Origin of the sequence: Devosia sp. (genome assembly GCF_041917035.1) — a bacterium.
Classification (GTDB): domain Bacteria; phylum Pseudomonadota; class Alphaproteobacteria; order Rhizobiales; family Devosiaceae; genus Devosia_A.
The window spans coordinates 1-13,159 of sequence record NZ_JAYRYM010000100.1; the positions used below are offsets into that span (position 1 = coordinate 1).

Below are 13,159 nucleotides of genomic sequence, written 5' to 3' on the forward strand. Positions count from 1 at the left end.
TGGGACGATGCGGGAAGGGTTGAAACGGCAGTGAGCGATATGGCCGCGAGAGCGGCAAGCGCGAGCTTGTTCATGTCCAGTCTCCTGATGTGCGGTCGGCGACCGCGTTGGGTTCCTTTCGTCTTCCCCGTGGAGGCCGGAGCCTCCGTGACGCTGACTGGACCCTAGCGCTACCGCCTTGAACCGGCAGTGACTTTGCCGTTCAGCCGGCATTCACCGCCGGCGACGACGCGGCCCATTCCCCTTGTCGGTCCGCATTGCTAGGGTCCGCGGGAGATTTCCAGGGAGGCGGCAGATGCGGAACGTTCTCGTCACCGGTGGCAGCGGCAAGCTGGGCCGGGCGGTTCTCGGCGATCTGGTGCAGCACGGATACCGCGTTCTCAACCTCGACCAGGTGCTGCCGCGCGACGCCGTCTGCCCGACCGTGCGGGTCGACCTCGGCGATTTCGGCCAGGTGGCGGAAGCCATCCTGGGCGGCGTCGACGAGCACCGGGGCGGCTTCGACGCGGTCGTCCACCTCGCCGCCATCCCGGCGCCGGGGCAGTTCGCCAACAGCCGCACGCTGAGGAACAACGTGCCGGCCACCTACAATGTCTTCGAGGCCTGCCGCCTCGCCGGCATCAGGAATGTCGTCTTCGCCTCCAGCGAAACCGTGCTCGGCCTGCCCTTCGACACCCCGCCGCCCTATGCCCCGGTCGACGAGGAGTACTTCCCCCGCCCCGAGACGGCCTATTCGCTCGGCAAGCTGCTCGACGAGACCATGGCGGCGCAGTACTGCCGCTGGGATTCGGCCCTCAAGATGGTCGGGCTGCGGTTCTCCAACGTCATGGATGTCGAGGACTACAAGGCCTTCCCCGCCTTCGATGCCGATGCCCGGCTGCGCAAGTGGAACCTGTGGGGCTATATCGATGCGCGCGACGGGGCCCAGGCGGTGCGGCGCGGCATCGAGGCGCAGTTCACCGGCTTCGAGGCCTTCATCATCGCCAATGCCGACACCGTCATGCGCCGGCCCAATGCCGAACTGATGGCGGAAATCTTCCCGACCGTGCCGCACAGGACGCCGCTCGGCGAGAACCGTACGCTGCTCTCGATCGACAAGGCGCGGCGCCTGCTCGGCTACGAGCCGCAGCACAGTTGGCGGAACCACGTCTGATGATCCGGCTGGGCGGACACGGCCTCGCAACGGCCGGCGACGACCCCGTGGCCCTGGCGCGGGCGCACCGCGCCTTCGGCTACGGCGCGGCCTACGTCCCCGCGACGCTGACGGCCGCCGACAGCGCCGGCCTCGCCGCGTTCGAGGCGGCCTTCGCGGCCGAAAACGTGATGCCGGCCGAGGTCGGCATCTGGCGCAACCTCGTCACCCCCGACGCGGCGACCCGCCGGGCCAACCTCACCTTCGCGGCGGACAAGCTTGCCGTTGCCGATGCCGTCGGCGCGTGCTGCGCGGTCAGCTACATCGGCTCGTTCAAGGCCGGCACGGACTATGCCCCGGCCGCCGAGAACATGGGGCCGGAGTGCTTCGAGGCCTGCGTCGAGACGGTGCGCTACCTCCTCGACACGGTGAAGCCGAAGCGGGCGAAGTTCGCGCTCGAGATGATGCAGTACTCGGTCCCCGACAGCGTCGACAGCTATGTCGAGCTGATCCGTGCCGTCGACCGGCCGATGTTCGGCGCCCATTTCGACCCGGTGAACCTGATCATGACGCCGCGTGTCTACTTCGACAACGGCGCGCTGATCCGCGAGTGCTTCGACAAGCTGGGGGGCCATGTCGTTTCCTGCCACGCCAAGGACATCGTGCTGCGCCACCAGGCGGCGCTGCACCTCGACGAGGTGCAGATCGGCGAGGGGGTGCTCGACTATCGCACCTATCTCGGCGAGCTCGCCCGCCTGCCGCGCCAGGTGCCGCTGATGCTCGAGCATCTCGAAGGTCCCGCCTATGCCGTGGCCCGCGACCGTGTCTTCGCGGTCGGCGACGCGGTCGGCATCGGCTTCGTCAACCGGGGATGACTAAGTTCAACCTTTGGTGATTTGTCACAATCGGGGCACACTGCTCCGTAGCTATACCGATCCCCCTCGCCGGAGCCTTTGGTGGGCGCCTACATTCTCCGCCGCCTGCTGCTGATGATCCCGACCCTGTTCGGGATCATGACCGTTTCCTTCTTCGTCACCCAGCTCGCCCCTGGCGGACCGGTGGAGAACTACATCGCCCGGATCAGCGGGCAGTCGCTGGCCGTATCCTCGGCGATCGGCGGCAATGCCGACGGCGATTTCGCCGGCCAGAACGTCGTCCAAGGCGACGACCGGTCGGAGGTCAAGACCAGCTATCGCGGCGCCCAGGGGCTCAGGCCCGACATCATCGCCCGCATCGAGAAGCAGTACGGCTTCGACAAGCCGATCCTCGAGCGCTTCGGGCTGATGCTGTGGAACTACATCCGCTTCGATTTCGGCAACTCCTACTCGCGCGACGTGCCGGTGCTGCAGCTGATCGCCGAAAAGTTGCCGGTGTCGATCACGCTCGGGCTGTGGATGACGCTGATCGGCTACGGCATCTCGATCCCGCTCGGCATCGCCAAGGCGATCCGCGACGGCCAGAAGTTCGACCTGTGGACCTCCACCGTCATCATCGTCGGCTATTCGCTGCCCGACTTCCTCATCGCCGTGCTGCTCATCGTGCTGTTCGCCGGCGGCAATTTCCTCGACATCTTCCCCTTGCGCGGACTGGTGTCGGAGAACTGGGCCAGCCTGCCCTGGTACCAGCAGGTCCTCGACTACCTGTGGCACATCGCGCTGCCGATCGCCGCCATGGCCGCCGGCGCCTTCGCCACCCTCACCATGCTGGTCAAGAACTCGTTCATCGACGAGATCCGCAAGCAGTACGTCATGGTGGCCCGCGCCAAGGGGCTGACCGACCGGCAGGTGCTCTACCGGCATGTGTTCCGCAACGCCATGATGCTGGTGATCGCCGGCTTTCCGGCCGCCTTCGTCGGCATCTTCTTCGGCGGCTCGCTGCTGATCGAGACCATCTTCTCGCTCGATGGGCTGGGCTATCTGGGCTACCAGTCGCTGATCAACCGCGACTATTCGGTGATCTTTGCCACCCTCTACATCTTCTCGCTCGTCGGGCTCGTCCTCGCGCTGATCTCGGACCTCATGTACATGTGGATCGATCCGCGCATCGACTTCGAGCACCGGGAGGTCTGATGCACGCCTTCGCCTCGGCTCCCGGCATGCCGCTCCTCGCCTTCGCGCCCGCCGACGCACCCCGCTCGGCGCCGCTGCTGTCGCCGATCAACCAGCGCCGCCTCGATGTCTTCAGGTCGAACCGGCGCGGGGTGTGGTCGCTGTGGATCTTTCTCGCGCTGTTCGCGCTCACGCTGCTCTCGGAGCTGGTCGCCAACGACCGGCCGCTGCTCGCCGTCTACAAGGGGGAACTCCTTGTACCGGTGGTGTTCGCCTACCCCGAGACCCGGTTCGGCGGTTTTTTTGCCGAGACCAACTACCGCGACCCGTTCATCCTCGACGAAATCAGCGCCAATGGCTGGATGCTCTGGCCGCCGGTCCGCTATTCCTACCGCACCGCCGATGAATCGCTGACCGGCGCGGTCCCCTCCCCGCCCTCCTGGCTGCAGACGCCCGAACAGCGCTGCGGCCGTTATCCGCAGGGCGTCGCCGATCCCTCCTGCACGCTGGGCAACTGGCACTGGCTGGGCACGGACGATCAGGGACGCGACGTGCTCGCGCGGCTGCTCTACGGCTTCCGCATCTCGGTCCTGTTCGGGCTGATCCTGTCCGGCCTCTCCTCGATCATCGGCATCGCGGCGGGAGCGGTGCAGGGCTATTTCGGCGGCTGGGTCGATCTCATCGGCCAGCGCCTGCTCGATATCTACGGCTCGATCCCGCAGCTCTACCTGCTGCTGATCATTTCCAGCGTCATCGTGCCGAGCTTCTGGGTGCTGCTGCTCATCCTGCTGCTGTTCTCCTGGACGGCGCTGGTCGGCATCGTGCGTGCCGAGTTCCTGCGCGCCCGCAACTTCGAGTATGTCGCGGCGGCGCGTGCGCTCGGCGTCTCGAGCGTCCAGATCATGCTCAGGCACATGTTGCCCAACGCCATGGTGGCGACCCTCACCTTCACCCCGTTCATCGTCTCGGGCTCGGTGACCACGCTGACCGCGCTCGACTTCCTCGGCTTCGGGCTGCCCACCGGCTCGCCGTCGCTGGGCGAGCTGCTGAGCCAGGGCAAGGAGTACCTGTTCGCCCCCTGGCTGGGGATCACCAGCTTCGTGGTGCTGTCGATGATCCTGATCCTGCTCGTGTTCATCGGCGAGGCCGTGCGCGATGCGTTCGATCCGCGCCGGGTGTTCAGCTGATGGACGAGCTCCCCCTGCTCCGTGTCGAGGACCTCGCGGTCGATTTCCGCCTCGGCCAGCGGGTGATCAAGGCCGTGCGCGGCGTGTCCTTCGATATCGAGAAGGGCCGGACGGTGGCGCTGGTCGGCCAGAGCGGCTCGGGCAAGTCGGTCACCGCGCTCTCGATCCTCAGGCTGCTGGATTATCCGCCCGCCTCGCATCCGTCGGGCCGCGTGCTGTTCAAGGGCGAGGACCTGCTGGTGGCAGACGCTCCGCGGCTGCGCGGCGTGCGGGGCAACGCCATCTCGATGATCTTTCAGGAGCCGATGAGTTCGCTCAACCCGTTGCACACGGTGGAGCGGCAGATCTCGGAATCGCTGTTCCTGCATCGCGGCCTCGGTCGCGCCGCGGCGCGCAAGCGCACCGTCGAACTGCTCGGCGAAGTGGGCATCCCCGACCCCGAGAACCGGCTCGCCGATTTCCCGCACCAGCTGTCGGGCGGCCAGCGCCAGCGGGTGATGATCGCCATGGCTCTCGCCAACGAGCCGGAACTGCTGATCGCCGACGAGCCGACCACCGCCCTCGACGTCACCGTGCAGGCGCAGATTCTCGAGCTGCTCAAGGCGCTGCAGCGCCGGCGCGGCATGGCCATCCTGTTCATCACCCACGATCTGGGCGTCGTCCGCCGCATGGCCGACGTCACGCACGTGATGACCGAGGGCCGCATCGTCGAGCACGGCCCGACCGCCGACCTGCTGGCCAGTCCGCGTCATCCCTATACGCAGGCCCTGCTCGCCGCCGAGCCGAGCGGCGCCCCGCCACCGGCGGATCCGACGGCCCCGACCGTCATCGAGGCGCAGGACCTCAAGGTCTGGTTCCCGGTGAAGCGGGGTCTGTTCCGCCGCGTCGTGCGCCACATCAAGGCGGTCGACGGCGTCACGCTGGCGGTGCGGCGCGGCGAGACGCTCGGGGTGGTCGGGGAGTCCGGCTCCGGCAAGACCACGCTCGGCCGCGCCCTGCTGCGCCTCGTCGGTTCCGAGGGTCGCATCGCCTATCTCGGCCGGCCGATCGACGGGCTTTCCTGGCGCGCCATGCGGCCGCTGCGCCGCGACCTGCAGATCGTCTTCCAGGATCCCTACGGGTCGCTGTCGCCGCGCATGTCGGTGGCCGAGGTGATCGCCGAGGGGCTCGGCGTGCACCAGCGCCAGCTGACGCCGCGCGAGCGCGACGCCCGCGTGGCGCAGGCGCTCTCCGAGGTGGGACTCGATCCGGCGGAAGGCCAGCGCTATCCGCACGAGTTCTCCGGCGGCCAGCGCCAGCGCATCGCGCTCGCCCGCGCGCTGGTGCTGGAACCGAGCCTGATCGTTCTCGACGAACCGACCTCGGCCCTCGACATGAGCGTGCAGGCGCAGGTCGTCGACCTGCTCCGCGCCGTGCAGGCGCGTCGGGGCCTCACCTACGTCTTCATCTCGCACGACCTGCGCGTCGTCCGCGCGCTGGCCAACCAGATCGTGGTGATGAAGGACGGCAAGGTGGTCGAAGCCGGCCCGGCCGCCGATATCTTCGCCCATCCCGCCACGCCCTACACCCGCGCCCTGCTCGCCGCCGCCTTCGAGGCGCGCACGGTGGAGGAGGTGACGTGAGCGCCATGGCCCCCCTCATCCGCCCTGCGGGCGCCTTCTCCCGCAAGGGGAGAAGGACGACTACCTTGAGATCTCAGTCGGGGGTCCCTTCTCCCCTTGCGGGAGAAGGTGGCTCGCGAAGCGAGACGGATGAGGGGTGCATCCCGCCGGTTCTCGCATCTCGTCACCCGGTGAAATCCCCCCTAAGCTCAGACACATCCCCCGCCTGGAGGTCCACATGAAGCTGATCGCCGCCCTTGCCCTCACTGCGCTTGCCGCTCTTTCGCCCGCCCTCGCCCAGGAACGGGTCTGGCACCACGCCACCTCGCTGGTCGGCGAACCCAAGTACCCGCCGGGCTTCGCGCATTTCGACTACGTCAATCCCGATGCGCCCAAGGGTGGCGTGGTGCGGCTCAGCGACATGGGCGGCTTCGATACCTTCAACCCGATCCTGCCGGAAGGCGAGCCCGCCTCGGGGCTGGGCCTCGTCTACGAGACGCTCACCACCAATTCCGAGGACGAGGTCTCGACCGAGTACGGCGCCCTCGCCGAGGCCTCGAGCTTTCCCGACGACTTCTCGTCGGTCACCTTCCGGATGAACCCGCGCGCCCGGTGGGCCGACGGCCAGCCGGTCACCGCCGACGACGTGGTGTGGTCGTTCGACCAGATCATCGCGCTCAATCCCAGCCAGGCCAACTACTACGCCAACGTCACCAAGGCCGAGGTCAGCGCCCCCGGCGAGGTGACCTTCACCTTCGACCAGGCCGGCAACCGAGAATTGCCCAAGATCATGGGGCAATTGCTGGTGTTGCCCCGGCACTGGTGGGAGGGCACCGACGACAAGGGCAACAAGCGCGACATCGGCAAGCCGACCCTCGAAAAGCCGATGGGCTCGGGCCCCTATGTCCTCGCCGAGTTCAGCCCGGGGCGCTCGATCACCTACCAGCGCAACCCGGACTACTGGGCGTCCAACGAGGGCTTCGCCGTCGGGCAGAACAATTTCGACCAGGTGAAGTACGAGTTCTTCCTCGATACCACCGCCCAGTTCGAGGGCTTCAAGGGTGACGAGTTCGACTGGTGGGACGAGAACCTGGCGCTGCGCTGGCAGGGTGGCTACGACTTCCCCGCCGCGACCGACGGCCGGGTGATCAAGGAGATGTTCGAGAACCCCTACCGCACCTCGGGCATCATGGTCGGCTTCGTGCCCAACCTCAGGCGCGAGGTGTTCCAGAACCAGGCGCTGCGCGAGGCCTTCCTCTATGCCTTCGATTTCGAGGAACTCGACAAGCTGCGCTTCTTCGGCCAGTACAACCGCATCAACAGCTACTTCTACGGCATTCCGCTCGCCTCCTCGGGCCTGCCCGAGGGCGAGGAACTCGACATCCTCAACTCGGTTCGCGAGCTGGTGCCGGAGCGGGTGTTCACCACGCCCTACAGCAATCCGGTCGGAGGCGATCCGGCCAAGCTCCGCGCCAATCTCAAGACCGCGCTCGATACGCTGACCGCGGCCGGCTATCGGCTCGAGGGCAGCCAGCTGCTCGATGCCGCCGGCCAGCCCGTCGCCTTCGAGATCCTGCTCAACGGCCCGACCCTCGAGCCCATCGCCACGGCCTTCCAGACCAATCTCCAGCGGCTGGGCATGAATGTCAGCATCCGCACCGTCGACTCCCCGCAATATATCGAGCGGGTGCGCTCGCGTGACTACGACATGATCTACACCGGCTGGTCGCAGTCGCTTTCGCCCGGCAACGAGCAGCGCGATTTCTGGGGCTCGGCCTCGGCCGCCCAGCAGGACAGCCGCAACTATGCCGGCATCGCCGACAAGGGCGTCGACGCGCTGATCGACAAGATCATCTTCGCCGACGACCGCGCGACGCTCGAGGCGGCGACGAAGGCGCTCGACCGTGTGTTGCTGGCCCACAACTACGTCATGCCCAGCTACTCGCTGCGCAAGGCCCGCATCGCTCGCTGGGACCGCTTCAGCCACCCCGAAAAGCTGCCGGAATACTCGGTCGGCTTCCCGCATACCTGGTGGTACGACGAGGCCAAGGCGGCGAAAACCGGCGCGGCGAAGAACTAGGGGTACCTAGGAGGGGCAGAAATGCCTCTCCTTCCTGGATACTTGCTCGGCGGGCGAATCAGTGGTGGCGTTCGGGTCAAGCGGCTTGTCGACTGCAGCGTGTTGTGGCTCTCTGCTGTGAAGACTTCTACAACCGAGGAGGAGCGTCTTGGGCAGCTGGTTGCGCGATCATTGGCGGGCGGCACTCGGCGCCGGGGCACTGCTCTTGCCGGTCTTACAGGGCGTGCATGCTCTCGTCTCGCTGGTCAGCGATGTAGACTTCGTAGTCTCCAAGACAAGCGATCCCGGTTGGATGGCTTCGATTTGGTCGCTTCTTTTAACGATGCCACCTTACGTATATCTTGTTTTGATACCAATCGGGTTGCTCCTTATCTGGCTAGATGCTCGGAGGATCAAGCCGAGTCCAGAGAGGAACAAAGGCACCGTGGAAGACCTAGATCGCGCTACCGCTGAGTCACTTCTTACCGAGTTTGCGAGCAAGAATCGTCTGGCGCGCCCCATGCCTGGCGACCGTGCGAGGGAGTTCGACATCTACATTGCCGCCTACAACCACAGTGGGGGCAGCGTTGCTTTCGCGGCCAGGCAGGATAGTGCCCGGAAGAAGCCCTACTTCTACGTTGATCAGAACGAGGCTTTGCGCAGGCCCAGGTCCAAGGGGCAAACCTTCGCGAGTTGGGAGTTCGAGCGAGCGTCGCAAGAATTTCTGAGGCGTCGAAAGGATGCCTACCCTCTTGGCGAGCGCCAACCTTGAGTCGGCCCCCTTGCGCCCTCTAGCGTCCCGCAGGGTGAGGGCCGCCCGCGCCCGCACCTAGCGTGCGCCCTGCCCCGTCCGGCGGGTCAGCAGCCGCTCGAGCCCCGCGAGCCCGTCATGGGTCAGCACCGCGACCACGGCAACGACCAGCCCCCCTTGCGCGACGAAGGCGAGGTTGCCGCTGAGCAGTCCGGCGATGATCACCTCGCCCAGCGTTGCGGCGGCGACGGTCGAGCCGATGGTGGCGGTGCCGATCGAGATCACCACCGACAGGCGGATGCCGGCGAGGATCACCGGGGCGGCGAGCGGCAACTCGACCTGCCCCAGCCGCTGCGCATCGGTCATGCCGACGCCGCGCGCCGCTTCGGACACCGCGGCCGGCAGCGTCGTCAGCCCGGTCAGCGCATTCTCGAAGATCGGCAGCAGCCCGTAGAGGAACAGCGCCACCAGGGTCGGCGCCGTGCCGAAGCCGAGCAGCGGCACGGCCAGTGCCAGCACGGCCACCGGCGGAAAGGTCTGCCCGACATTGGCGAGCGAGCGGGAGAGGGGCAGGAACTCGGCGCCGAACGGGCGCGTCACGACGATGGCGAGGCCGACGCCCACCAGCGTCGAGGCCAGCGTGGCGACGGCGACGATGGCCAGGTGGCCGATCGTCAGGTTGAGCAGCGCATTCTGGGTATAGATCGCCGGCTGGCCGTTCCGCGTCAGCGGCTCGAACAGCGGCGCGAAGCTCTGCGGCGCGGCGAGGAAGCCGACGAGCAGTGCCAGTACCGCCAGTCGGATGGCGAGGCCCGCCCTCACTGCGGCTTCTCCGCCCGGTGCGCGATGTCGTCGCGCCGGATGCGCCCCAGCGGCCGGCCGGCGGGATCGACCACCGGCAGCATCTCTCGGCCGCTCCACAGGCATTCGGCATAGGCCTCGCGCAGCGTCGCGTCGGCGGCGATCGGCTGTCCCGGCGCCGCACCGGGCTCGACCAGATCGCGGACGCGGCCCAGGGCGAGCAGGCGGAACGGCCGGTCGCCGCCGGTCAGTTCCGCGACGTAGTCGTTCGCCGGAGACGTGATGATCTCGGCCGGCGCCGCGTATTGCAGGAGCCGCCCCTCGGCCATCACGGCGATGCGCGTGCCCAGTTGCATCGCCTCCTCCATGTCGTGGGTGACCAGTACGATGGTCGTGCCGAAGCGCTGCTGGATGGCGAGGAGATCGGCCTGCGCCTTGGCGCGGATGATCGGGTCGAGCGCCCCGAACGGCTCGTCCATCAGCAGCAGCCGGGGTTCGGCCGCCAGCGCCCGGGCCACCCCGACGCGCTGCTGCTGGCCGCCGGAGAGTTCGGCCGGCAGCCGGTCGCGATACTCCGTCGGATCGAGTTGGAACAGCGCCAGCAGGTCGTCCACCCGGCGCGCGATACGCTGTCGGTCCCAGCCCAGCAGCGCCGGCACCGTGCCGATGTTCTGCGCCACCGTCCGGTGCGGGAACAGCCCGTGGCCCTGGATGACGTAGCCGATGCGGCGACGCAGCAGGTGCGCAGGGATCCGGGCAGTGTCCTCGCCGTCGATCCGCACCATGCCCGAGGTCGGCTCGATCAGACGGTTGATCATGCGCAGCAGCGTGGTCTTGCCCGAACCCGAGGCGCCGACCACCGCGGCGATCTCGCCGGCGGCGACGGTGAGGCTCACCTCGTCCACCACCCGTCGCCCGGAATACGCCTTGCTCAGGCCTTCGATCTCAATCACGGCGCCCCCTCCAGCCCGAGGACAGCTCCACGGCGGCGTCGAGCACCACGGCAGCGGCGAAGGCGAGGGCCACGGTCGGCGCGGCGCCCAGCAGCACCAGGTCCATCGCCGTCTGCCCGATGCCCTGGAACACGAACACGCCGAAGCCGCCGCCGCCGATCAGCGCGGCGACGGTGGCAAGGCCGATATTCTGGACGAGGACGATGCGGATGCCGGCGAGGATCACCGGAAAGGCGAGCGGCAGCTGCACCGTCACGAGGCGCTGCCGGTCGGTCATCCCCATGCCCCGCGCCGCCTCGTCGGCGGCGGCCGGCACGGCGTCGAGCCCGGCCACGGTATTGGCGACCACCGGCAGCAGCGAATAGGCGAACAGCGCCACCATGGCCGGCGCCGCGCCGATGCCGGACACCCCCAGGGCCGCCGCTCCCGGCACGTTGGCCGCGACCCAGGCGAGCGGCGCGATCAGCAGGCCGAACAGCGCGATCGACGGGATGGTCTGCACCGCGTTGAGCACGTTCAGCGCCACGCTGCGCAGCCCGGGGTGGCGATGGCAGGCGATACCGGCCGGGATGCCCGCCAGCGTCGCGGCCGCGAGCGAGCCGAGCGCCAGGGCCGCATGGGTGGCCGCCTCGCGCCAGAAGCTGTCGGCCCGGTTGGCGTATTCGCGCAGGATCGACAGGTCGCGCCAGAGCCCGCAGAGGAGCAGCAGCGAGAGCCCGGCGGCGACCCCCGCCAGCGCGGCGACGCGGCACCACGGACCGAGCCGCAATCGCGACATGCCGTCGGCGGCGAGCAGGGCGAAGGCCAGCAGCAGCAGCCAGAACCCGGCGCCCGGCGACACCCGCGCCAGCTTGTCGCCCGCCGGCGTCAGGTAGGTCGCGGCGCGGCCGACGGCGATGCACAACAGCGCCAGTACCGCAAAGCCGGCGGCCAGCCGCCATGGCGCGGCGGTCCGGAACAGCGCCACCCCGATTCCGGCCGCCAGCACCAGCACCAGCAGCCCCGCCTCCCAGCCCGGCAATGCCGACAGGATCGTCTTCCCCTCGGCCGCGACGATCCGGTTGGCGCGGAACGCCGCCAGCGGCAGGCAGGCCGCGATCACCGCCAGTCCGGCAATCAAGATGCCGAGCCTGTCGAGGGCGAGGCGGCGGGGAGCGGCAGCGACGACGGCGCTCACGCAAGGCACTCCGTGTCAAGACGCGCTGTCACCCCGGCGAAGGCCGGGGCCCATCCTGAGCGCTTTCCACCGCAGCGGCCGGGCAGCAGGTCCCCCAGCCTTCGCCGGCCTGACATCGCGGGTGGTGAGAGGTTGTGCTCAAGCATCTCAAAACACTAGGGGCGGGCAGTCGTCCTGCCCACCCCAAATACGCTCTGCCGGACGGCAGGCCTAGTTCAGCAGGCCGTTGCCCTTCAGCCAGTCGATGGCGACGTCCTTGGCCGCCTCGCCGCCGACCTGGATGCGGCCGTTGAGCTCCTGCAGCGTGGCGAGGTCGAGCTTGGCGAAGACCGGCTGCAGCAGGCCCTCGATCTGCGGGTTGGCGGCCAGCACCGCTTCGCGGATGATCGGGGCCGGCTCGTAGACCGGTTGCACGCCCTTGTCGTCGGCCATGACGACGAGGCCGGAGGCGGCGATGCCGCCATCGGTGCCGTAGACCATGGCGGCATTGACGCCGCTCGTCTGCTGCGCCGCCGCGGCGATCGTCGCCGCGGTGTCGCCACCCGACAGCGTCACCAGCTGCTCGGGCTTCAGCACGAACCCGTAGACCTCCTGGAACTTCGGCAGCGCCGCCGGCGAGGAGACGAATTCGGCCGAGGCCGCCAGCTTGATCTCGCCGCCTCCGGCGATGTAGGCGCCGAGTTCGGAAAAGGTGGCGAGCCTGTTGGCCTCGGCGAGGTCCTTGCGCACCGCCACCGCCCAGGTGTTGTTGGCCGGGGCGGGCTGCAGCCAGACGATCCTGTTGGCCTCGAAGTCGAGCGCCTTGGCCTCGGCATAGGCCTTCGCGGCATCGTTCCAGAGCGGATCGTCGGCCTTGTTGAAGAAGAACGCCGCGTTGCCGGTATACTCGGGATAGATGTCGATCTGGCCGGCGGTGATCGCCTCGCGCACCACCGGGGTACCGCCGAGCTGGATCTTCTCGGTCACGGCGATGCCGTTGGCCTGCAGGACCTGGCTGATGATGTTGCCGAGCAGCCCGCCTTCGGTGTCGATCTTGGAGGAGACGACGACCTGGGCGGATGCGGTTGAAACCGTCAGTGCCAGCGCCGCCACGGCGCCGAGCAGGTTGATGGGCTGCATGAAATCACTCCCTGTTGTGTCATCCGCCCGAGCGGGGCGCGACCCTAGACCTTTCCCGGCACCCACAAACCTCGACAAATGGCTAGGCCGGTTCCCTGCCGCCCTCAGCTGTCGGTGCCCGGTAGAGCATAACGTTCCACCTCGCGGAGCAGTTCAACGAAGCCGTCGACGGCGACTTCCGCATTGACGCGCCCCTTTTCGGCGGTCGCCAGGTGGGCCTCTCCGGCAACGCCGGCCGGATTGATGTCGCTGGCGATCCAGGCGTAGGAGAGCGGTCCCGTCGGCCTCAGGTACTTGTACGCCTGCTCGTCGCGTTGCGCCACCGAGGGGA

At 68.1% G+C, this 13,159-nt stretch carries 10 protein-coding genes and 1 pseudogene; 6 read left to right on the forward strand and 5 right to left on the reverse strand.

Annotated features, from left to right (window positions below; translation table 11 throughout):
- Positions 1–295: 295 nt before the first annotated feature.
- The 6 genes from ACE3TU_RS11770 to ACE3TU_RS11795 all read left to right on the forward strand — a co-directional run bounded on the left by ACE3TU_RS11770 (position 296) and on the right by ACE3TU_RS11795 (position 8,048).
- Entirely contained in the window at positions 296–1,153 is an 858-nt protein-coding gene (locus ACE3TU_RS11770; protein WP_374624378.1) for an NAD-dependent epimerase/dehydratase family protein, read from the forward strand.
- On the forward strand, positions 1,153–2,007 hold the full coding sequence (locus ACE3TU_RS11775; RefSeq protein ID WP_374624380.1) for a sugar phosphate isomerase/epimerase family protein: 855 nt from the start codon (positions 1,153–1,155) through the stop codon (positions 2,005–2,007). The genes ACE3TU_RS11770 and ACE3TU_RS11775 overlap by 1 nt, the downstream gene beginning before the upstream one ends.
- A gap of 81 nt (positions 2,008–2,088) precedes the next feature.
- Complete coding sequence (locus ACE3TU_RS11780) at positions 2,089–3,201, forward strand: microcin C ABC transporter permease YejB (protein ID WP_374624382.1); 1,113 nt, start codon at positions 2,089–2,091, stop codon at positions 3,199–3,201.
- Between the two features lie 26 nt (positions 3,202–3,227).
- A complete protein-coding gene (locus tag ACE3TU_RS11785) occupies positions 3,228–4,367 on the forward strand; it encodes an ABC transporter permease (RefSeq protein WP_374624396.1) in 1,140 nt (379 codons plus the stop codon).
- Complete coding sequence (locus tag ACE3TU_RS11790; protein ID WP_374624384.1) at positions 4,367–5,989, forward strand: ABC transporter ATP-binding protein; 1,623 nt, start codon at positions 4,367–4,369, stop codon at positions 5,987–5,989. Before ACE3TU_RS11785 ends, ACE3TU_RS11790 begins: the two co-directional genes overlap by 1 nt.
- Positions 5,990–6,206: 217 nt before the next feature.
- Entirely contained in the window at positions 6,207–8,048 is a 1,842-nt protein-coding gene (locus ACE3TU_RS11795) for an extracellular solute-binding protein (RefSeq protein WP_374624386.1), read from the forward strand.
- A gap of 808 nt (positions 8,049–8,856) precedes the next feature.
- Here the strand turns inward: ACE3TU_RS11795 and ACE3TU_RS11800 are convergent.
- The 5 genes and pseudogenes from ACE3TU_RS11800 to ACE3TU_RS11820 form a co-directional block, all read right to left on the reverse strand.
- Positions 8,857–9,600: an ABC transporter permease gene (locus ACE3TU_RS11800; RefSeq protein WP_374624388.1), complete on the reverse strand. Its 744-nt coding sequence runs from the start codon at positions 9,598–9,600 to the stop codon at positions 8,857–8,859.
- Positions 9,597–10,532 carry an ABC transporter ATP-binding protein gene (locus ACE3TU_RS11805; RefSeq protein ID WP_374624390.1) on the reverse strand — a complete coding sequence of 312 codons (936 nt, stop codon included), beginning with the start codon at positions 10,530–10,532 and terminating at the stop codon, positions 9,597–9,599. The genes ACE3TU_RS11800 and ACE3TU_RS11805 overlap by 4 nt, the downstream gene beginning before the upstream one ends.
- Positions 10,525–11,709 (reverse strand): ABC transporter permease, encoded by a 1,185-nt coding sequence (locus tag ACE3TU_RS11810; RefSeq protein ID WP_374624392.1) that lies wholly within the window; start codon positions 11,707–11,709, stop codon positions 10,525–10,527. Before ACE3TU_RS11810 ends, ACE3TU_RS11805 begins: the two co-directional genes overlap by 8 nt.
- A gap of 210 nt (positions 11,710–11,919) precedes the next feature.
- The gene (locus ACE3TU_RS11815) at positions 11,920–12,828 is read right to left on the reverse strand and encodes an ABC transporter substrate-binding protein (RefSeq protein ID WP_374624394.1); all 909 of its coding nucleotides are present in this window, start codon (positions 12,826–12,828) and stop codon (positions 11,920–11,922) included.
- Between the two features lie 104 nt (positions 12,829–12,932).
- Positions 12,933–13,159: pseudogene (locus ACE3TU_RS11820) on the reverse strand (creatininase family protein); the annotation flags it as partial.

Bases quoted from the DNA above. Each gene is read 5' to 3' on its own strand.
- ACE3TU_RS11770 (WP_374624378.1), top strand. From the start codon at position 296: ATGCGGAACGTTCTCGTCACCGGTGGCAGCGGCAAGCTGGGCCGGGCG.
- ACE3TU_RS11775 (WP_374624380.1), top strand. From the start codon at position 1,153: ATGATCCGGCTGGGCGGACACGGCCTCGCAACGGCCGGCGACGACCCC.
- ACE3TU_RS11785 (WP_374624396.1), top strand. From the start codon at position 3,228: ATGCCGCTCCTCGCCTTCGCGCCCGCCGACGCACCCCGCTCGGCGCCG.
- ACE3TU_RS11790 (WP_374624384.1), top strand. From the start codon at position 4,367: ATGGACGAGCTCCCCCTGCTCCGTGTCGAGGACCTCGCGGTCGATTTC.
- ACE3TU_RS11795 (WP_374624386.1), top strand. From the start codon at position 6,207: ATGAAGCTGATCGCCGCCCTTGCCCTCACTGCGCTTGCCGCTCTTTCG.
- ACE3TU_RS11815 (WP_374624394.1), bottom strand. From the start codon at position 12,828: ATGCAGCCCATCAACCTGCTCGGCGCCGTGGCGGCGCTGGCACTGACG.